This window comes from Ruegeria sp. AA6 (genome assembly GCF_056542865.1).
The window spans coordinates 1-19,690 of the sequence record NZ_JBQGAN010000040.1; the positions used below are offsets into that span (position 1 = coordinate 1).

The window sequence follows — 19,690 nt, forward strand, 5'->3', positions numbered from 1 at the left end:
GAAGCCGAAGCCGAAGCCGAAGCCGAAGCCGAAGCCGAAGCCGAAGCCGAAGCCGAAGCCGAAGCCGAAGCCGAAGCCGAAGCCGAAGCCGAAGCCGCGATGGCAGTGGAAGAACCCGCTGTGGCATTCGCGGAAAAATCCACGGAGCAGGAAAAAGAAAAACGTGGCGGCTTTGTACCAGCCTTGATCGGTGGCGCCATCGCAGCGGCGGTCGGTTTTGCGGTCGGAACGGCCGGGCTGTTCAGTTCGGACCAATCTGATGCTGTTGCAGCGCTTGAGGCGAAACTCAACGATCAGGCCAACCAGATTGACACACTGACAAAGTCGCTCTCCGACAGTTCCGATGTGGACAGCAAAATCGCAGCGCTGGCGGATCAGGTTACGCCACTCAGCGCAGATGTGGACGCGCTGAAATCCAGCCTCGCGGGGTTGGAAGGCAAGGTCGACCCCTTGGCCAGCCGCCTGACAGAGCTGGAAAGCGGCGCGTTGACTCAGGGTGCATCGCCCGAGGTGTCCGCGGCTTTTGAGGCCGAGTTGAAGAAATTGCAGGACTCGCTGGCGGCTCAGCGAACCGAGGTTGAAAAAATGGTCTCGGACGCGCAAGCGCTTGAAGCCAAAGCCGCTGCTGATGCAAAAGCTGCGACCAACGCGGCTGTCCTGGCGCAAGTCCAGGGCCAGTTGGAATCCGGTCAGCCCTACGCAGATTTGATCGCCGAACTGACAGCGGGCGGTGTCAGCGTACCCGATGCACTGTCAGCCCCGGCCGCAGAGGGTGTAGCGACGCTTGCCGCCCTGCGCGACTCGTTCGCGCCTGCAGCCCGCACCGCATTGGCCGATGCGCGTGACGCGGACAAAGGCGCCGGACTGGTCGCCTTTTTGCAACGTCAGACCGGCGCCCGGTCGGTGACCCCGCAAGAGGGTGACGGTCCGGACGCGATCTTGTCGCGCGCGCAGGCCGCATTGTCCAAAGGCGATGTGTCCTCGGCGCTGAGCGAACTCAAAACCCTGCCCGATGCGGCGCAGGCTGCTTTGGCCGATTGGCAACAAGCGGCGCAAACACGGGTGGCTGCCGTGGACGCCGCAGATGCGCTGCAATCCAGCGTAAACTCGAACTGAAGGACCTGCCATGCTGTGGTCATTGTTAAAGATCCTTGTTTTTGTAGCGATTATCGGTCTGCTGGCCATGGGGGCCATGTTCCTGATGGATACCAGTGGTGGTGTGCAAATCACCGCCATGGGAACCGAGGTTACGCTGAGCCCGCTGCAATCGGTGATCGCGCTGGGCGTGCTTGTGGTTGTGATCTGGCTGTTCTTCAAACTGCTGACTCTGCTGATTGCGACGCTTCATTTCCTCAATGGTGACGAAACTGCCCTGTCGCGTTATTTCGACCGCAGCCGCGACCAGCGCGGCTATCAGGCCTTGTCCGATGGCCTGATGGCACTGGCCTCGGGCGAGGGGCGTGTGGCGATGAACAAAGCCCACAAGGCCGAGAAGTTGTTGAACAAGCCGGAACTGACCAACCTTCTGGTGGCGCAAGCCGCCGAGATGAATGGCGACACCAAAAAAGCGTCGGAGACCTATAAGAAACTGGTCACCAATAACGCAACGCGGTTTGTCGGTGTGCGTGGCATCATGAAACAGAAACTGGCCGAGGGCGATGATGACACCGCCCGTAAACTGGCCGAAAAGGCGTTGGCGATCAAACCGCGCCATGCCGAAACGCAGGATATTCTGCTGGGTCTACAGACCAAATCGCAGGATTGGAGCGGCGCGCGTTCGACGCTGACGGCCAAGTTGAAGGCCGGTCATTTGCCGCGCGACGTGTTCAAGCGCCGTGATGCGGTTCTGGCCCTGTCAGAGGCCAAGGATATTCTGGACAACAGCGCCACGGTTGAACAGCAGGAACACGCGATTGAGGCCAACCGCCTGTCGCCTGATTTGGTGCCCGCCGCCGCCATGGCTGCCCGTGCCTATATCGAAAAGGGCAAGCCCCGCGCCGCGACCAAGATTCTGAAAAAAGCGTGGGAGGCGCAGCCGCATCCTGATCTGGCCCACGCTTTTGCCGAGATCGCGCCGGACGAAACCCCTGCGGAACGGATCAAACGGTTTGCCGCCCTAACCCGTATCCACCCGGAGAACCCTGAAACCCGCTTGATCCTGGCCGAGTTGAACATCGTGGCCGAGGATTTCCCCGAAGCCCGCCGCGCGCTGGGCGATGTGGTTGAAAAACAGGCCGACGCGCGCGCCTATACACTTATGGCGGCGATTGAACGGGGCGAGGGTGCCTCGGACGCATTTGTGCAGGGCTGGTTGGCCAAGGCGCTGAATGCGCCACGCGGACCGCAATGGGTCTGCGACAATTGCCACGACATTCAGCCGGAATGGGCCCCTGTGTGCCAGAACTGCGGCAGCTTTGACACGCTCAGCTGGCAAACCCCGCAAACGCCCGAGATCGCCACGGCCACCGGGGTTCACATGCTGCCGCTGATCGTAGGTGCGCTTGAGGACAAGGTTGATGAGCCTGAGCCCGAAGTAGAAGAGGCCGAGGAGCCAGTTGAGCCCGAAGTCATCGAGATGGAGGCGGAACCTGTCCGACCCGATGTCGAACCGGCACAACCTGACGTTCAACCCGTTCGTCCCGATGTTGAGCCTGCGGTGGAAAAACAGACCTAGCAGTACCCGGGACTGATTGGCGAGCGAATACAGGTAGTTTCTACTGCCCGGTACTGCTGCGCGTCGTGGCGCCCAGGTAAGTCCATCGATATTTCGGCGGGGTCGGGCCTTTGTTTCGCCCACCTTGCTGGGTCTGCTCCCAGGCGTGCGCGAGAATGCCAACTGACCGCGAAAGGCAAAACAACCCTCGTGCAAGTGGGGCGGCGAAGCCAAGTTCGGCGTAAATCACCGCCGTGGCACCGTCGATATTCATGGGGACAGGTTTACCCTTGCGGTGTGCAAGTTCTGCTTCGATTTCGGTTGCGATCGTTTTGAACCGGCCATCGCAGGCCTTCTGTTCGATCGCTTCGTCAACCAAACTCATCAACCGTGGGGCGCGCGGGTCGGTCGGCGTGTGGAACCGGTGACCAAAACCGGGCAGGATTTTTCCGTGAGAGGCGATCCAGTCGTCCATAGCCGCGCCAACGCCCGAGGGGTGCTCGGCCACGAAATGATAGAGCATCACGGCCTGCTCACCAGCTCCACCGTGAATGTCGCCCAACATATTCACCGCGCTGGCTATTGCGTTGTTCAGGGGCAACCCACAGGTCACTGCCATGCGGGCTGTTGCGATCGAAGGCGCCTGCGGTCCGTGATCAACGGCAGAGACCAGCGCGGCTTCGAACAACTTTAATTGAGAGGGTGAGGGCCGGTCGTCGCGCACCATGAACCAGATCATTTCCGCGAAGCTAAGATTGCCGATAAGGTCCTGAATAGGCTCTCCGCGCAGGTCAATCCGCCCAGGTTCCATGTCGATGATGGCAGTGCTCCACCAGTCGGCCACATCGTTCATATGACGCCCTCCTTCTCCAATTCACCGATCTCGGCATCTGAAAGGCCGAGCTCTGACCAGATCGCGGAATTATCTGCGCCGAGAGCGGGTGGAGAATTTTGGGGCATCCTGCGTTGTCCATCCATGAGAACGGGGCTGCCTGCCAGCTTCATCTCTTCTCCTTGAACAGACAGAGACCCAATTAGTCCGCGGCCTGCGAGTTGTTCGTCAGCCAAAGCCTCGGGGACTGTAAGCACTTGCCCAGTGGGAACACCCAAAGCGTTCAGTTCGCCGACCCAATCACTGGCCGACCGTGTGCGTAGGGTCGTCTCCAAGTCTTCTCGGAGTGCATGGCGGTTCCGTTTACGGTCTTCGCGCGTCGCGTAGTCCGGGTTGTGCAGTAAACCCTCTCGACCGAGATGCCGGGCCAGCGCCTGCCATTGCTCGTCGCGGTTTGCGGCGATGTTGATCGGGCTATCTGCGGTGGCAAATGTCCCGGATGGGGCGGATGTGGTGTTTTCGTTGCCATGTGCGCCGGGAGTGACGCCGCCAACCAGATAGTTGGAAACCACCCAACCCATCGTCGAAATCACCGCTTCGGACATGGCGATATCCAAAAACGCGCCGCGCGGGTTGGCGTTCAAGGCCGCGCTGATTGCAAATGCAGCCGTCAGCCCTCCGACCGTGTCGGCCAGCGGATAGCCAACGCGATAGGGGGCCGTATCCGAAGCGCCGGTGATCGACATGACACCGCTGATGCCCTGAACGATCTGATCGTAGGCGGGGTCCTTTCGGCGCGGCCCATCCTGACCAAAGCCGCTGATTGCACAGTAAATCAAATTGGCGTTCTCGGCGCGCAGGACCTCATAGCCCAGCCCGAGGCGATCCATGACGCCGGGCCGAAAGTTTTCGACCAGAACATCTGCGGTTTGCATCAACCGTTTCAGCAGCGCTTTGCCTTTCGCGGATTTCATGTCCAGAGTAACGGACTTCTTATCTGCGTTCTGGGCAAGAAAGCTGATCCCCATTCCCGCCTTGTTTCGCTCGGGATCAGCCCCCAACACGCGGGCAAGGTCGCCGCCCTGAGGGCGTTCGACCTTGATCACTTCGGCACCCATCAGCGCCAGCTGATAGCAGCAATACGGGCCTGCCAGAACATTCGTCAGGTCTAGAACCCGTATCCCTGCCAGTGGCTCAGTCGCCATCTGCAACCCCGGCCGCCCGTGCTCGTGCCCTACGCGCGCGATAGCTGGGCAGCAATACCAGCAACGCCGCGATCACCAACAAGCCCAGCGTCATGGGACGCTCCCAGATGAAGGCGATACCGTCATAGAGCTGCATGGACCGGGCAAAGTTGTCCTCCATCATCCCGCCAAGGATGAACCCGATCAGCAGCGGGGCCAGCGGATAGTCGGCAAACTTCAATGCCGTGGCGCAGACGCCGAAACCGACGAGGATCAGCAGCTCGGTCGCATTGTTCTGCCCGATATAGGCCCCCATCAGGGTAAAGAACAAAATGAACGGGATCAGGAAGTTGCGCGGAACCGCCAGCACCTTGGCGATGTAGGGGATAAGCGGCAGGTTCAAGATCAGAAGAACCAAGTTGCCGATGAACATCGACATGATGACGGCCCAGAAAATCTGAGGCTCATCAATCATCAGGCGCGGGCCCGGCGTGACATTCAGGGCAATCAACGCCCCAAGCAGAATCGCAGTGGTCCCCGATCCGGGAATGCCCAGTGTTAGCAGCGGAACGAATGACCCGGTGCAGGCTGCGTTGTTGGCTGTTTCAGGGGCAGCCAGACCTTTGATCGAACCTTTGCCGAATTCTTCCTGCTCTTCTTTAGGCGCGATGTTGCGTTCGACCGCGTAGCCAAGAAAGCTGGCGATCGTTGCGCCCGCACCGGGCAGAACGCCGATGAAAAAGCCTTGTACAGATTGCCGTCCGACGACGGGTGCGATGGCCTTGGCTTCTGCCTTGGTGATGCGCAGGTCCTTGATTTTGCCGTCGTCGCCTTTCAGGTCTTTGGGCTTGAGGACCAGAAACAGTGCTTCGGGCAGGGCGAACATGGCCATGGCCAGCGTGATAAAGCCAAAGCCCGATTGCAGGTCCATGATCCCCATCGTGAACCGAGGTAGGTTGAACAGAGCGCCTTCGCCAACGGTCGCCATGATCAGCCCGAGGACCGTCATGATGACAGCTTTGGCCACCTGTCCGCTGCCCGCAAAGGCCGCAATGGCCGAAAGACCCACGACCATCAGCGCGAAATATTCAGCCGAATGGAACAACAGCGCGACCGAAGATAAAGCAGGCGCAAAGACCATCAGCAGAACTGCACCCAGCGTACCGCCCGCAAAACTGGCGATGGCGGCGACCGTCAGCGCCTTTCCGGCCTTACCCTGCCGCGCCATTGGGTAGCCGTCAAAGCTGGAGGCAACCGTACCCGCGACCCCCGGCGCGTTCAGCAAGATCGACGAGGTTGAGCCGCCAAAGATCGCGCCATAGTATACCCCGGCCAACAGGATCAGCGCGGCGGATGGGTCGCCCATCGAGATGGCGACCGGAATCATGATGGCGATGATCGACATCGGGCCAAGGCCAGGCAGCATGCCGATGAATGTGCCGATCAGGCATCCGGCGATGACCATAAGCAGATTTTGGATTGAGAATGCCGTTTGCAGGCCGATCAGAAGTCCTTCAAGCATGTCAGCCTCCGAAAATGCCCGGCAGGGGGCGCATGTAGATGCCAAGAACTTCCTGAACCAGATACCAGACGGCACCGGTCGCGATGAACGCAACGGGCAGCATGATGTGCCACTTACGCTCACCCAGAATGTAGGATCCGAGGATCAGGAAGGCCGAGGTTGAAATCAGGAACCCCACGGGGCGCAAGCAGAGGGCGTAGACAACCATCAGCGCCAACAGGATCAGAGCCTGATCCAGGTGATATTCTCCCAACCGCCGGTAATCGATATCGGCCTCTTTTGGTTCAGATTTTTCAAAGCCCAGCAGGATGATCGTTGTTGTAACGATACCCAGAATGGACAACACCTTCGGGAAGGTGCTGGGCCAGATGGGGTTTCGCTGCATGAAGGGGGGCAGGCTACTATCCATCGTGAACCAAGCGGCGTAGCCATATGTTAAACACACACCCAGCAGAACGAGCGCGATCCAGCGATCCAGCGCCATGTCACCCCCTCCTTTTTTTCATTGTCGTTGGGGATGGCAGAGCGGTGTCCCGCTCTGCCAAATATCCGATTAGAGGAAGCCCAGCTTTTTCATCAGATCGCCGATCTGCTGTTCCTGTTGTTCAAGGAACGACTGGAAGTCATCGCCCGAGTTGTGGATGTTCACCCAACCGTTGCGGGCGCGAACTTCCTCCCACTCAGGGGTGTCGTACATCTTGGCGATCGCGGCCTGATAGGCGGCCAGCTTGTCTTCGGGCAGGCCGGGAGCTGCGAAGAAACCGCGCCAGTTCACAAAGGATGTGTCGATGCCCTGTTCTTTCATGGTCATCGCATCAGGGGCTGCGGCGACACGATCGTCGGCGGTGACACCGATGATCTTGACCTCGCCCGCATTTGCCAGATCGACAGCTTCCGAGAAACCGGTCGACAGGGCTGCGATTTCACCAGACAACAGGGCTGCCATGGCCTTGCCGCCCGCGTCATAAGGGATGTATTTCACGGCCAAGGCGTCCTTGCCAGCCGCTTCCATCACCATAGCCGCAACCAGATGGTCCATGCCGCCCGGAACCGAGCCGCCGCCGATTGCGGTCCCACCCGGATCAGCGTCAAAGGCCGCCAGAAGATCGTCCATCGAGTTGATCGGGCTGTCCTTGCCCACAACAATCGCGGCATAGTCGCCGATTGTGCCCGAAACCAGCGTCAGGTCACGGAAGTTGTGCGGGAACACACCGGTCAGTGAGCGGATCACGATGGGGGTCGAGTTCACCATCAGCGTTCCGTGGTTGCTGTCGGCGTTTTCGATCAGGAATCCGATGGCCTTACCGCCGCCGCCGCCAGACATATTTTCGTAGGACGCTGTTCCCACGAGGCCCGCTTTGGTCAGTGCCTCGCCGGTGCCGCGGGCCGTACCGTCCCAGCCGCCACCAGCGCCGCCAGGGATCAGAAAGTGGATGCTGTCCACGACCTGATCTTCGGCCAAAGCCGGGCCAGTCAGGCCAATTGCGGCCACAGCTGCGATTAGGGCGCGTCGGCCCAGTTTGAAAGTTGTCATGATTTCCTCCCGTTTGACAACCGGCCGCAGGGCGGCTCAGATTGGAGGATACAAAACCACACCAACCTGACATCAACCTGTCACGCGGCAAAATACTGTTTGGGCCTGATGAAATTTCTGCTTGTCGAAGACAATACCGACCTCGCGAACGCGGTCAGCTCGCGCATGCGGCTCGACGGTCATGTCATTGACCACGCAGCAAATTTAGAGGATGCGACGGCTTACGTCGAAACCGAGGAATATGACCTGATCCTTCTGGACATCATGCTGCCCGACGGGGATGGTCGCGACTTCCTGAAGCGCCATCGGGCAAGCCAATTGGATACACCGGTGATTGTTTTGACCGCCCGCAGTCAGGTTTCGGATCGAATCGGTTCGCTTGATCTTGGGGCAGATGATTACGTGACCAAACCGTTCGATCATGCCGAGCTCGAGGCACGGTGCCGCGCAGTTCTGCGTCGGAAATCCGGGAGCGCGAAATCGACAATTGAGATTGGCGGCGTGGTGTTTGATCCGGTGGCGGGTCATTTGATGGTCGGCGGTCAAACCGTCTCTTTGCGGAACCGTGAATTGCGCATGATGGAGCTGTTCATCAACGCGCCGGGTCACGTATTTTCAAAACAGAAACTGGCAGACCGGCTGTTTTCCTATGACGACAACGTGTCGGACAACGCCATCGAGGTCTATGTCGGGCGCTTGCGCAGGCATCTTGAAGCGTCGGATCTGAAAATAACCACTCTGCGCGGTCTGGGATACAGGTTGGATCATGACCGCTAATCCGACCGTGTCAGGGTCTTTGCGAAACAGACTTGTGCTGACATTGATCGGCGGCGCAGCCGTTCTTGCGATCCTCTTGTTCTTTGCCGTGCGAAACTATGCGGCGCAAGTGGCCCAACAAGGTCAGGACAACATCCTGGAAGCGTCGGTCACGTCTATTCTGGATGCTGCTGCAATCAGGGACGGGGTGATTGAGATTGATATACCCTATGCGGCGTTCTCGATGCTGAGCACTCCGTCGGATGACAGGGTGTTTTATGCCATATTTCAGGACGGAGAATTTCTGTCCGGCTACGAGGACCTCCGTCTAGCCACCGGGTTGGAAGAGAGCGACTGGTCGTTCAAGTCCGGTGATGTGCGTGGAGAGCGTATCCGACAGGTCAGCGCAAGCCGCACGCTTGTCGGTTTGGGGCGGCAGACGGAAATCGAAGTTGTACTGGGTCAGACGCAGGATGCGCTGTCTCAAACGTTGGATCAGATTTCGCGCAATGCGGCATTATTGGGATTGGGCTTCTTCCTGCTGACCGCGGCGCTGTCTTTTTGGGTTACGTCCACCACCATCGGCCAGCTCAACAAGCTGACGACCTCGGTGACCAGACGGGGGCCGCAGGATCTGAGCCCTTTCAAGAAACCGGTGCCTCGGGAAATGGCGCCGTTGGTCATGTCCCTGAATTCGCTGATGGGTCGCTTGGATCAGTCGCTCAGCCAGTCCGAGGACTTTATCGCCGAAGCAGCCCACCGCGTGCGAACGCCTTTGGCCACCGTCAGGTCGTATGCAGAGGCAACGCTGCACCGGGTTGAACGGAAGGAAAACCGCGAAGCGCTGCGCGCTATGGTACGCGCGATTGATGAAAGCTCACGTGCGGCTGGTCAGCTGTTGGATCATGCGATGATTACAGCCCGCGCGGATCGCCTTGAACGAGAGGATGTGGATCTTGTTGAACTGATCCGCGAACTTGTGCAGCGATTGACGCCAATTGCGGAAATGAAAGAGCTGTCACTTTCGCTGACGGGTGATTCAACTGTTCCCTATTCCGGCGATCCAATCCTGATCCAAAACGCGGTACGGAACATGATTGATAACGCGCTGAAATACGCGCCGTTAGACAGCACTGTTGAAATAGAAGTGACCGCGAAACCCGAGGTTAAGGTGAGTGACACGGGGCCAGGGTTCCTTCCCGACGAAATTGATCAACTGACACGACGGTTTGAACGTGGAAAAAACGCCGTCGGTACGATTGGATCGGGTCTGGGATTGACCATTGCCGAGGATGTGGCGACTGCACATGGCGGGACGCTGGCTCTCACCAACCGGCCAGAGGGGGGCGCATGCGTTATCTTATCGCTCTGATTCTGCTCGTGTTGCCCGGCGTGGCATGGTGCGAAGATTGGGAAGATCAGCTGATCTTCAACGACGGCGCGGACGGCGCTCGGCTTCGAGTGATCTCAAGCACGGATACGGTTTTATTTGCACCATTGATCGAAGAATTCGTTGCGCAAAATCCCTTGATTAGTGTCGAATATCTTGTCTCGGGGACGGCGGATATAAACCAGCGTGTCCGTGCCACGCCTGACGCTTTTGATGTTGTGGTGTCCAGCGCGATGGACCTGCAACTGAAACTGGCGAATGACGGCTATGCGCTGCCTATAGACGATATCGAAACACCGCATTGGGCGCAGTGGCATGACAGTCTGTTTTCCTTCACAACCGAACCTGCCGCCATCGTGGTCAACCGCGCTGCGTTCGAGGATCAGCAGCTTCCACTGACGCGCCAACAATTGATCGAAGCCTTGCGCGAGCGTCCCGAAGAATTTCGAGGCAAGGTTGGCACCTACGATGTGCGCGAGTCGGGTCTTGGATATCTTTTTGCAACGCAGGATGCGCGCGCCTCGGAAACCTATTGGCGCTTGATGGAGGTTATGGGCGGTCTTGAAGTGCGGCTGTATTGCTGCTCGGGCGAAATGATCAATGACCTTGCGGATGGGACGATCCTGGTCGCGTATAACGTTCTTGGCAGTTACGCGGCTGTGCGGGCCGAGGGGAAGGACGCACTTGAAGTGATTTTCCCGACCGACTTTCAGACGATCATGATGCGGACGGCTTTGGTCTCGAAAGAGACACAAGAGCCGGAGGCCGCAGAGGCGTTTATCAGATACCTGACCACCGAAAGTTCCGCTGGGCAAGGTTATGCCTCTTCGTTGCCACCGTTGACGTCACCGGATGGTGCAACAGATCGTGAGACAATTGGCCTGAACCCTGCTCTGCTGACGTTTTTGGATGACTTGAAGCGCAGGAAATTCCTGTCAGCCTGGGAAAATGCGGTCATTCAGTAGGGAAAATCAACCCAGACCGGAATCGGATCCGGCAGCCAATTGTCCCAATCAAATCCGTTTGCTAACGTCACCCTCGCGTCGGGGAGGGCGTGCAAACCCAAATGCTGGACTATTCTCATAACGCCTGGCTTGTGGCGGCCTCATTGGCCGTGGCGCTGATGGCGGGCTTTACCGGCCTCTACCTGACGCATGGTGCATCCAAGCTGGAGCCGCAGCGGCGCAAGTTCATCGTCGCGCTGGCTGCGGTCATTCTGGGCGGCGGTATCTGGTCGATGCATTTCGTGGCCATGCTGGGCCTGCAACTGCCGATCCTGTTTTATTATGACGCGCTGATTACACTGATATCGGCTTTGGTGGCGATCCTGATGGCCGGGTTGGCGCTGCTGCTGCTGCATTTCCGGCCACGAACGATGCAGACGATCGTGACGGCAGGGGTCATCGTCGGTCTCGGCATCGTGGTGATGCACTATGTCGGCATGGCTGGGATGGAGCTGTGCCGACCAGTCTACACCTTCTGGGATTTGGCGATTTCGACCGTTGCGTCGGTGGTCCTGTCGGTGCTGGCGATCTGGGTGGCCTATGACAATCGCACCCAGCGCAATATTCTGTTGGGGACCGTGTGCTTTGGCTTGGCCGTATTCACCATGCATTTCGTGGCCGCTGGCCTGACCGATTTCGTCGCCAGCGACAATGCCGGTGGGGCAGGACCCGCGCTGAACAATCAGGTGCTGGCGATGGGGGTCACCGTTTCGGTCTTTTTGATCTGTGGTGCCTTTCTGTTGACCGGGATCACGTTCATAGGGCCAGAGCCCGAAGCCGCGCCACCCGAAGCTCCGGTGCCCGAGCCGACCGCCTTGCGTGCTGGTGTGCCGTTTGAGCGCGAAGGGCAGACCTTTTTCTCGGAACCTGCGCAGATCGCTGCCATCCGTGCTGAAGGGCACTATACCGTGCTCTACATGGGGGCCGAAAAACTCTTCTGCCCCTGGTCGATCACCGAGGCGGAAACGCGCCTCAAGCACGATGGTTTTTTACGCGCTCACCGCAGTTACCTTGTAAACCCCAAACATGTTTCCAGTTTCGAGCGGCACAAGGACAACGGCACCTGTTATTTCGATGGGGTCGATGCCTTGACCAAGGTGCCGGTCAGTCGGTCCCGTCTGACGGACATTCGCGACGCGCTGGGCCTGTGATCGCAACTCGTGCAGCCAATTCGCAACTCGTGAAACAAGCTGCGCGCCCGGTTTCCACTGGCTGGAACTGGTGAACTCATCGTCCTTTCCTAACGACAGGTCCCCCAAGACACATTGCTCGGACCCAGGGAGGAAAAACATGATACCAGCCGGTTTTGAGTATCACCGGCCAGGCGACATCGCCTCGGCCATCGGCATTTTGCAGGAACACGGAGACGAGGCGCGCGTGATCGCGGGCGGGCACAGCCTGATCCCGATGATGAAACTGCGCATGGCCGAGATGGGCCATCTGGTCGATCTTCAGGCCATTGAAGAACTCAAAGGCATTGAGATCGGCTCCGATACCGTGACTTTGGGTGCGATGGTCACTCAGCATGAGCTGATCACCCATGATGGTCTGACCGCAGCGATTCCGCTGATCCGCGAAGCGGCGCTGCAAATCGCTGACCCTCAGGTGCGTTATATGGGTACTGTTGGCGGCAACGTGGCCAATGGCGATCCAGGCAATGACATGCCGGGGCTGATGCAATGCCTGAATGCGACGTTTGAATTGTCCGGCCCCGATGGCAATAGAAGTGTGGCCGCGCGGGACTTTTACGAGGCGGCCTACTTCACGGCCCGTGAAGATGAGGAAATCCTGACACGCATCTCGATCCCTGTGCCCGGAGCGGGTGTCGGGCAAGCTTATGAGAAACAAAAACGCAAGATCGGCGACTACGCGACAGCTGCCGCTGCGGTGATGGTTGGCAACGGTACGGCCTCGGTTGCGATGACCAACCTGTCGGACACACCGATCTGGTCCGAGGCTTCCAGCGCCGCTCTGGCGGGCGGCGATGTCGAGGGCTGCGTGTCGGCAATGCTCGACGCGATCGACCCGGTAGCCGACAATCGCGGCCCCGTCGAATTCAAGAAACACGTGGCCGCTGTGATGCTGCGCCGCGCCATCGACCGTGCGCAAAGTCTCGCGGGTTGAGGAGGGGAAATCATGTCGAAAATGCACGTCAAACTCACCGTGAATGGCAAACAGTTCGAAGGTCTGGCCGAGCCGCGCACGCTGCTGATCCACTTCCTGCGGGAAGATCTGAAAATCACCGGTCCGCATATCGGTTGCGAGACCAGCCATTGTGGCGCCTGCACCGTGGATATTGACGGCAAGTCCGTCAAATCCTGCACGACCTTCGTGGCACAGGTGAATGGGGCCGATATCACCACTGTTGAAGGGCTGACCAATGACGATGGCAGCCTGGGTGTGTTGCAGGAAATGTTCCGTGAACATCACGGGCTGCAATGCGGCTTCTGTACGCCGGGCATGATCACCCGCGCGCACCGTCTGCTGCAGGAAAACCCGAACCCGACCGAAGAGGAGATCCGATTTGGTATGGCCGGAAACCTGTGCCGCTGCACCGGGTACCAGAACATCGTCAAAGCTATCTCGGCCTCGGCTGACATGCTGAACGCTCAAAAGGAGGCTGCGGAATGAACGACCAGACTCTGACCCCCGAAGAACGCGCCGCCAACCTCAAAGGCATGGGCTGCGCCCGTAAGCGTGTCGAGGATGTGCGCTTTACCCAGGGCAAAGGTAATTATGTCGATGACATCAAGCTGGACGGGATGCTGTTTGGCGATTTTGTGCGCTCTCCCTACGCACATGCCCGTGTTGTCAGTGTGAACAAAGAAGCGGCCCTTGCCGTGCCCGGTGTTATCGCCGTGCTGACCGCCGAAGACCTTGCGCCTCTGGGTCTGCACTGGATGCCGACTTTGGCCGGTGACAAGCAGATGGTTCTGGCTGACGGTAAAGTGCTGTTCCAAGGCCAGGAGGTGGCTTATGTCGTGGCCGAGGATCGCTACATCGCAGCGGATGCCGTGGAACTGGTCGAGGTCGAATACGAAGAACTGCCAGTTCTGACCGACCCGTTTGAGGCTCTGAAATCGGATGTCGTTCTGCGCGAAGACCTGGAAGGTCAGACCGAGGGCGCACATGGTCCACGCAAGCATCACAACCACATCTTCACTTGGGAACAGGGCGACAAGGACGCGACCGAGGCCGTTTTGGCCGAGGCCGACGTGGTCGCCGAAGAGATGGTCTATTATCACCGCACCCACCCTTGCCCACTTGAGACCTGCGGTTGTGTTGCGTCGATGGATAAAGTGACCGGCAAGCTGACACTTTATGGGACGTTCCAGGCCCCGCACGCGATCCGGACGGTCGTTTCGCTGATCTCTGGTTTGGCCGAACACAATATCCGCGTCATTAGCCCCGATATTGGTGGCGGATTTGGCAATAAGGTGGGGGCTTATGCGGGGTATGTCTGTTCGGTCGTGGCCTCGATTGTGACCGGCAAACCGGTGAAATGGGTCGAGGACCGGATGGAGAACCTGATGTCCACCGCCTTTGCCCGCGACTACTGGATGCAGGGCAAGATTGCTGCAACCAAGGATGGCAAGATCACCGGGTTGTGGTGTCACACAACGGCGGATCACGGTGGGTTCGACGCCTGTGCCGATCCGACCAAGTTCCCGGCGGGGTTCATGAACATCTGCACCGGGTCTTACGACATCCCGACTGCCTATCTGGCTGTTGACGGGGTTTACACCAACAAGGCTCCGGGCGGTGTGGCCTATCGCTGTTCGTTCCGGGTGACCGAGGCGGCCTATTTCATCGAACGCATGATCGAGGTTCTGGCCATCAAGCTGAACATGGATGCAGCCGAGCTGCGCCGGATCAACTTTATCAAGGCCGATCAGTTCCCCTATCAATCGGCATTGGGCTGGGAGTATGACTCGGGCGACTATCACACCGCTTGGGACAAGGCGCTGAAGGTCGTTGATTACGAAAGCTTGCGGGCTGAGCAGGCGCAGCGGGTGGAAGATTTCAAGGCAGGCAAGACCCGCAAGCTGTTGGGGATTGGTCTGACGCATTTCACAGAGATCGTTGGCGCTGGCCCGGTAAAGAACTGTGATATTCTCGGGCTGGGGATGTTCGACAGCTGCGAAATCCGCATCCATCCGACCGGCTCGGCCATCGCGCGGCTGGGAACGATCTCACAAGGTCAAGGTCACGCCACGACCTTTGCTCAGATCATCGCCAGTGAGATCGGCTTGCCCGCTGATGATATCACGCTGGAGGAGGGTGACACTGACACCGCTCCGTATGGCCTCGGGACCTATGGCTCTCGGTCCACGCCTGTAGCGGGTGCTGCAACTGCTATGGCCGCGCGCAAAATCCGCGCCAAAGCGCAAATGATCGCGGCTTATCTGCTTGAGGTCCACGACGACGATGTCGAATGGGACGTGGACCGGTTCTCTGTAAAAGGCGCGCCTGAGCGGTTCAAGACCATGAAAGAAATCGCCTTTGCCGCGTACAATCAGGCGATCCCCGGTCTGGAACCCGGTCTGGAAGCGGTCAGCTACTATGACCCGCCGAACATGACCTATCCGTTCGGAGCCTATATCTGTGTCATGGAGATCGACGTGGATACCGGCGAATGGGAGGTCCGGCAATTCTATGCGCTGGACGATTGCGGCACCCGGATCAACCCGATGATCATCGAAGGGCAGGTTCATGGTGGCGTGACAGAAGCTTTGGCCATCGCGATGGGGCAGGAGATTGCCTATGATGAAATGGGCAATGTGAAGACCGGCACGCTGATGGACTTCTTTCTGCCCACGGCATGGGAGACGCCGAATTACATCACAGATCATACGGTGACGCCGTCTCCGCACCATCCGATTGGCGCGAAGGGTGTGGGCGAAAGCCCGAATGTGGGTGGCGTGCCTGCGTTTTCGAATGCGGTGCATGATGCGTTCCGGCCTTTCGGGTTGGTTCAAAGCCATATGCCGCATGATCATTGGCGGATCTGGAAGATTGCCAATGGGTTGGGGATGCATGGGTAATTGGGTTCGAACCGGATGTAGCCGGTCCGACTGAAGCAAGGGGGCTCTGCCCCCTTGGACCCCCGAGGTATTTTTTGGCCAGATGAAGATTGGATCCTGGTTTGACTGTAAGTGATGTGCAGAACGGATTGGCCGCGCAGGGCTATGTTGCCGATGATCGGTTGGCGATGGCACTGCATTTGGTGGTGCAGATGGGGCGGCCTTTGCTGCTGGAAGGGCCTGCCGGCGTGGGAAAGACCGAAGTTGCCAAGGCGATGGCGGCGTATCGGGACACACGACTGATCCGGTTGCAGTGCTATGAGGGGTTGGATGCCAGCCATGCCATCTATGAGTGGAACTATCAGCGTCAGTTGTTGGCTATTCGCGCCAGCGAAACACAGGGCGGGACCAGTGAGGCAAAGCTGTTTTCGGATGCGTTTCTACTGAAACGCCCTTTGTTAGAGGCGATATCTGCGGAAATCCCTCCGGTGCTTTTAATTGATGAGATTGACCGCGCAGATGAGGAGTTTGAGGCGTATTTGCTTGAGGTCTTGTCGGATTTTCAGATCACGATTCCCGAACTTGGGACAATCTCGGCACGCGCGAAACCTATCGTCATTCTGACGGCCAACGGGACAAGGGATCTGTCAGACGCGCTGCGCCGTCGATGTTTGTACAGTTTTCTCGAATACCCCACTCACGAAACAGAAATGGCGATCCTGCGGTCGCGGATGCCGCAAATCGAGGGGCTCCTGGCCCGTCAGATCGTGGGGGTTGTGCAGGCGTTGAGGAAGGAAGATCTGGAGAAATCGCCCGGCATTGCCGAGATGCTGGATTGGGCGGCGGCATTGTCCGGTCTGGGAGTCAACGACTTGTCGCAGTCGCGCGACGAGATTCAGGCCACGCTCGTCTGTCTGCTAAAAACGGCAGCTGATTATGATGCCGCGCCGCCCGAGTTGATGGATCGTTTGATCGGAAAGGTCGCGTGATGCAGGTCACTCGGTTTCCCTCTCGCGCCGACGGCCTAGCTGACCGAATGTCCGGTTTCATCACGCATCTGCGGATGAACGGTATGCGCGTTGGTCCGGCGGAAACAGGAGACGCACTGGTTGCTCTGTCGACCGTTGAATCTACGGATGCAAAACAAGCCCGCCAAGCCTTGTGTGTGCTGCTGGCAGGGTGTGCCGAGGACTGGCGTCGGTTTGATGAGTTGTTTGATACCTTCTGGTTCAACGCTGGTAAGAAACGTCAAGGCGTCGCAAGGACATCGCACGTCCGGGTGCAATCCGCCAAACCGATGATTTGGCAACAAAAGGATCAGGACACTCACGAAACTGGTGCGGATACGGGTCAGGAAGTCGCTCCTGATCCGGGCGACAGGGAGGCCGTGGGGAGAGACGGGAAGCTGATTGCAACCCGTACGGCCAACCTGTCGCGTCGGGACTTGCGCGAACTGATGGATGAAGACGCGCTGCGGCGGGCCGAACAGGTCGCAACTGCCATCGCGCGCGCTATCCGCGACCGTCGTTCGCGCCGGCGAAAACAGGCGCTGCGTGGGACGGCCTTGGATATGCGCCGGATTCAGCGCGCCAGCCTCGCGCGGGGCGGAGAGCCGATGGACCTGTATCGCCGCGCTCGTCCGCCACGCCCGATGCGAATTGTGGCCCTGTGTGACGTCAGTGGTTCAATGACTGTTTATTCCCGCGTTTTTCTAGCCTTCCTCAAAGGTCTTGTCGGCAGTGGAACAGAGGCAGACGCCTATCTATTCCATACCCGCCTGATGCGCGTCACAGATGCCCTGCGTGACCATGACTCGTTGCGTGCCGCAGGGCGGCTGTCTCTGATGGCTGAAGGGTTCGGCGGTGGAACGGACATCTCGGGCAGTCTTGAGAATTTTCTGAACGGATATGGCGCACGGGCTTTGAACGGGCGGACTATCGTTGTGATACTTTCTGACGGGTGCTGCAGTTCCGACGCGCAGGCGCTGGGCAATATTCTGGCGCGCATCCGGCGAAAAGCGCGGCGGATCGTATGGCTTAACCCACTGAAAGGTTGGCGCGACTACCAACCTATCGCGGCCGCAATGCAAGCGGCGGAACCTCATTTGGACGCGCACCTGCCCGCCAATACACTTGAGGCGTTGGCGGCGCTTGAGCCGCAGTTTCGCAAGCTGTGAAAGGAGATCAGATGGCAAGTTTCGACATATTTGACACGATTGAACAGTTGCGCGAAACCGACGAAGCCTTTTGCGTGGCCACAGTATTGCGTACCGCGGATGCAACCTCGGCCAAGGCCGGTGGCAAGGCGGCAATAACATGGGACGGCCGTATTCTCGGGCATCTGGGTGGCGCCTGCGTGCAACGCGCCGTGCGTTCGTCAGCGCAATTAGCGTTGGCGAGTGGTGTACCGCAGATGATCCGGGTCAAACCTTCGGAAAAGGTGGTGAAAATGACCGATCCTGATGGCGTGCAGACTTTTAAAAGCGGGTGTCCTTCCGGGGGCACAGTCGATTTGCTGGTAGAGCCCTATCAGCACGCGCCAAGGTTGGTGATCTTCGGCGAGTCACTGATTGCAAAGGCTCTGGCATCCCATGGTGCATTGTCCGGCTTCCGCGTCTGTATCAGTGAAAGTGCCGAGATTGACGGTGAGTTTCGGCGTTTCACCTCGGAAACGATCGGGCAGTTGGGTATCGAAGCGCGGGATTTCGTGGTCGTTGCGTCCCAGGGACAGGGCGATGCTGACGCCCTGAACGCGGCGCTGGAAACCGATGCGGCACGCGTGTCCATGGTGGCCAGTCGCAGAAAGGCTGATACGCTGACGACGAAGCTCATTGCTCGGGGAGTGGATCCTGTGAGCGTGGGACGGCTCAAATCACCAGCGGGGTTGGATATTCACGCGATTGACCCGCACGAGATTGCACTGTCAATCCTGGCTGAGATTGTATTGTGGAGAAACACCGACAAGACGAGGGAGGTGTCGGATGATGAGAAACGTGCTTAATCGCCTGCGAGCCCTGTGGCCTGTACGCCCCGAGCAAACACCTGAAGAGGCGACAGAGACTGCGCTTCTGGTTTACCCAAGATGCTGTTGAACAAAGGGAAATTAAATGGAACTCAGTGACGAAATCCGTATCTCGGCACCCCGGGATGTGGTGTACCGAGCCCTGAACAACCCCGAAATTTTGCAGGAGTGCATTCCGGGTTGCGAGGAGCTGACGCAGAACTCACGCGAAGAGCTTGAGGCCAAAGTCGTCCTGAAAATCGGTCCGGTCAAGGCGAAGTTCACCGGTGAAGTTACACTGGACAATACCAATGCGCCCGGTGGATTTTCCTTATCCGGAGAAGGAAAAGGCGGGGCCGCGGGATTTGCCAAGGGTGGCGCAGAAGTGACGCTGACGGAAGACGGAGATGAAACGGTTTTGGCATATACTGCCAAAGTCGATGTAGGCGGCAAGATCGCGCAACTTGGTAGCCGCTTGATCGCAGGCACAGCCAAGAAACTGTCGGGCAAGTTCTTCACTCGGTTCGGAGAGATCGTATCGGAACAGTCGGTGTCCTGACTTACGTTTCTATGATTTGGCTCGTTCTTGCTGACCCAGTTGCCAAGCGGTGCAGTTCAAGAACTGCACCGTTATTTTGCCTGTCGCGAGTTATATTTAATTCGGGATTGTGGCAGGCGAAGTTATTTGGACCAAAATACCGTGAGCAGCCTCATCTGACTGGTCCAAATTGATTGTTAGTGCATCATCGGCGTGTGATCCATCGGGACGATGGTTTCAGGCGCTGGCGGGC

18 protein-coding genes are annotated in these 19,690 nt (G+C 58.5%); 13 read left to right on the plus strand and 5 right to left on the minus strand.

Annotation, left to right across the window (positions count from 1 at the left end; all coding sequences use genetic code 11):
- Both ACR0LN_RS22600 and ACR0LN_RS22605 read left to right on the plus strand, forming a co-directional pair.
- On the plus strand, positions 1 to 1,116 hold a 1,116-nt coding region (locus ACR0LN_RS22600; protein ID WP_480432908.1), incomplete at its 5' end, for a COG4223 family protein.
- Between the two features lie 10 nt (positions 1,117 to 1,126).
- Positions 1,127 to 2,674, plus strand: a complete 1,548-nt coding sequence (locus ACR0LN_RS22605) for a heme biosynthesis HemY N-terminal domain-containing protein (RefSeq protein ID WP_480432909.1) — start codon at positions 1,127 to 1,129, stop codon at positions 2,672 to 2,674.
- Positions 2,675 to 2,714: 40 nt separating this feature from the next.
- Here the strand turns inward: ACR0LN_RS22605 and ACR0LN_RS22610 are convergent, their stop codons facing one another.
- The 5 genes from ACR0LN_RS22610 to ACR0LN_RS22630 form a co-directional block, all read right to left on the minus strand.
- Positions 2,715 to 3,506, minus strand: a complete 792-nt coding sequence (locus ACR0LN_RS22610; protein ID WP_480432911.1) for a citryl-CoA lyase — start codon at positions 3,504 to 3,506, stop codon at positions 2,715 to 2,717.
- Positions 3,503 to 4,690: a CaiB/BaiF CoA transferase family protein gene (locus ACR0LN_RS22615; protein WP_480432912.1), complete on the minus strand. Its 1,188-nt coding sequence runs from the start codon at positions 4,688 to 4,690 to the stop codon at positions 3,503 to 3,505. Before ACR0LN_RS22615 ends, ACR0LN_RS22610 begins: the two co-directional genes overlap by 4 nt.
- Complete coding sequence (locus ACR0LN_RS22620; protein ID WP_480432914.1) at positions 4,680 to 6,191, minus strand: tripartite tricarboxylate transporter permease; 1,512 nt, start codon at positions 6,189 to 6,191, stop codon at positions 4,680 to 4,682. Before ACR0LN_RS22620 ends, ACR0LN_RS22615 begins: the two co-directional genes overlap by 11 nt.
- Before the next feature lies 1 nt (position 6,192).
- Entirely contained in the window at positions 6,193 to 6,675 is a 483-nt protein-coding gene (locus ACR0LN_RS22625) for a tripartite tricarboxylate transporter TctB family protein (RefSeq protein ID WP_480432916.1), read from the minus strand.
- A 69-nt stretch (positions 6,676 to 6,744) separates the two neighbouring features.
- A complete protein-coding gene (locus tag ACR0LN_RS22630) occupies positions 6,745 to 7,725 on the minus strand; it encodes a Bug family tripartite tricarboxylate transporter substrate binding protein (RefSeq protein WP_480432917.1) in 981 nt (326 codons plus the stop codon).
- Positions 7,726 to 7,833: 108 nt separating this feature from the next.
- Between ACR0LN_RS22630 and ACR0LN_RS22635 the strand changes: the two genes are divergently transcribed.
- From ACR0LN_RS22635 to ACR0LN_RS22685, 11 genes are all read left to right on the plus strand, one after another.
- Positions 7,834 to 8,502 (plus strand): response regulator transcription factor, encoded by a 669-nt coding sequence (locus tag ACR0LN_RS22635; protein ID WP_480432919.1) that lies wholly within the window; start codon positions 7,834 to 7,836, stop codon positions 8,500 to 8,502.
- A complete protein-coding gene (locus ACR0LN_RS22640; RefSeq protein ID WP_480432921.1) occupies positions 8,492 to 9,853 on the plus strand; it encodes a sensor histidine kinase in 1,362 nt (453 codons plus the stop codon). Before ACR0LN_RS22635 ends, ACR0LN_RS22640 begins: the two co-directional genes overlap by 11 nt.
- The gene (locus tag ACR0LN_RS22645; protein ID WP_480432922.1) at positions 9,832 to 10,836 is read left to right on the plus strand and encodes an ABC transporter substrate-binding protein; all 1,005 of its coding nucleotides are present in this window, start codon (positions 9,832 to 9,834) and stop codon (positions 10,834 to 10,836) included. The genes ACR0LN_RS22640 and ACR0LN_RS22645 overlap by 22 nt, the downstream gene beginning before the upstream one ends.
- Positions 10,837 to 10,937: 101 nt before the next feature.
- Complete coding sequence (locus ACR0LN_RS22650; RefSeq protein WP_480432924.1) at positions 10,938 to 12,026, plus strand: MHYT domain-containing protein; 1,089 nt, start codon at positions 10,938 to 10,940, stop codon at positions 12,024 to 12,026.
- A gap of 139 nt (positions 12,027 to 12,165) precedes the next feature.
- Entirely contained in the window at positions 12,166 to 12,999 is an 834-nt protein-coding gene (locus ACR0LN_RS22655) for an FAD binding domain-containing protein (protein ID WP_480432925.1), read from the plus strand.
- Positions 13,000 to 13,011: 12 nt separating this feature from the next.
- Positions 13,012 to 13,506 (plus strand): (2Fe-2S)-binding protein, encoded by a 495-nt coding sequence (locus ACR0LN_RS22660; RefSeq protein ID WP_480432926.1) that lies wholly within the window; start codon positions 13,012 to 13,014, stop codon positions 13,504 to 13,506.
- Positions 13,503 to 15,920 carry an aerobic carbon-monoxide dehydrogenase large subunit gene (locus ACR0LN_RS22665; protein WP_480432928.1) on the plus strand — a complete coding sequence of 806 codons (2,418 nt, stop codon included), beginning with the start codon at positions 13,503 to 13,505 and terminating at the stop codon, positions 15,918 to 15,920. Before ACR0LN_RS22660 ends, ACR0LN_RS22665 begins: the two co-directional genes overlap by 4 nt.
- A gap of 101 nt (positions 15,921 to 16,021) precedes the next feature.
- Entirely contained in the window at positions 16,022 to 16,888 is an 867-nt protein-coding gene (locus ACR0LN_RS22670) for an AAA family ATPase (RefSeq protein ID WP_480432930.1), read from the plus strand.
- On the plus strand, positions 16,888 to 18,075 hold the full coding sequence (locus tag ACR0LN_RS22675; RefSeq protein WP_480432936.1) for a vWA domain-containing protein: 1,188 nt from the start codon (positions 16,888 to 16,890) through the stop codon (positions 18,073 to 18,075). The genes ACR0LN_RS22670 and ACR0LN_RS22675 overlap by 1 nt, the downstream gene beginning before the upstream one ends.
- Positions 18,076 to 18,086: 11 nt before the next feature.
- A complete protein-coding gene (locus ACR0LN_RS22680; protein ID WP_480432932.1) occupies positions 18,087 to 18,899 on the plus strand; it encodes an XdhC family protein in 813 nt (270 codons plus the stop codon).
- A gap of 106 nt (positions 18,900 to 19,005) precedes the next feature.
- On the plus strand, positions 19,006 to 19,458 hold the full coding sequence (locus tag ACR0LN_RS22685) for an SRPBCC family protein (RefSeq protein WP_480432934.1): 453 nt from the start codon (positions 19,006 to 19,008) through the stop codon (positions 19,456 to 19,458).
- Positions 19,459 to 19,690: the final 232 nt, after the last annotated feature.

Excerpts from the sequence above, each read along its gene's own strand:
- ACR0LN_RS22605 (WP_480432909.1), top strand. The coding sequence starts at position 1,127 with ATGCTGTGGTCATTGTTAAAGATCCTTGTTTTTGTAGCGATTATCGGT.
- ACR0LN_RS22610 (WP_480432911.1), bottom strand. The coding sequence starts at position 3,506 with ATGAACGATGTGGCCGACTGGTGGAGCACTGCCATCATCGACATGGAA.
- ACR0LN_RS22615 (WP_480432912.1), bottom strand. The coding sequence starts at position 4,690 with ATGGCGACTGAGCCACTGGCAGGGATACGGGTTCTAGACCTGACGAAT.
- ACR0LN_RS22620 (WP_480432914.1), bottom strand. The coding sequence starts at position 6,191 with ATGCTTGAAGGACTTCTGATCGGCCTGCAAACGGCATTCTCAATCCAA.
- ACR0LN_RS22625 (WP_480432916.1), bottom strand. The coding sequence starts at position 6,675 with ATGGCGCTGGATCGCTGGATCGCGCTCGTTCTGCTGGGTGTGTGTTTA.
- ACR0LN_RS22630 (WP_480432917.1), bottom strand. The coding sequence starts at position 7,725 with ATGACAACTTTCAAACTGGGCCGACGCGCCCTAATCGCAGCTGTGGCC.
- ACR0LN_RS22635 (WP_480432919.1), top strand. The coding sequence starts at position 7,834 with ATGAAATTTCTGCTTGTCGAAGACAATACCGACCTCGCGAACGCGGTC.
- ACR0LN_RS22640 (WP_480432921.1), top strand. The coding sequence starts at position 8,492 with ATGACCGCTAATCCGACCGTGTCAGGGTCTTTGCGAAACAGACTTGTG.
- ACR0LN_RS22645 (WP_480432922.1), top strand. The coding sequence starts at position 9,832 with ATGCGTTATCTTATCGCTCTGATTCTGCTCGTGTTGCCCGGCGTGGCA.
- ACR0LN_RS22650 (WP_480432924.1), top strand. The coding sequence starts at position 10,938 with ATGCTGGACTATTCTCATAACGCCTGGCTTGTGGCGGCCTCATTGGCC.
- ACR0LN_RS22655 (WP_480432925.1), top strand. The coding sequence starts at position 12,166 with ATGATACCAGCCGGTTTTGAGTATCACCGGCCAGGCGACATCGCCTCG.
- ACR0LN_RS22660 (WP_480432926.1), top strand. The coding sequence starts at position 13,012 with ATGTCGAAAATGCACGTCAAACTCACCGTGAATGGCAAACAGTTCGAA.
- ACR0LN_RS22665 (WP_480432928.1), top strand. The coding sequence starts at position 13,503 with ATGAACGACCAGACTCTGACCCCCGAAGAACGCGCCGCCAACCTCAAA.
- ACR0LN_RS22675 (WP_480432936.1), top strand. The coding sequence starts at position 16,888 with ATGCAGGTCACTCGGTTTCCCTCTCGCGCCGACGGCCTAGCTGACCGA.
- ACR0LN_RS22680 (WP_480432932.1), top strand. The coding sequence starts at position 18,087 with ATGGCAAGTTTCGACATATTTGACACGATTGAACAGTTGCGCGAAACC.
- ACR0LN_RS22685 (WP_480432934.1), top strand. The coding sequence starts at position 19,006 with ATGGAACTCAGTGACGAAATCCGTATCTCGGCACCCCGGGATGTGGTG.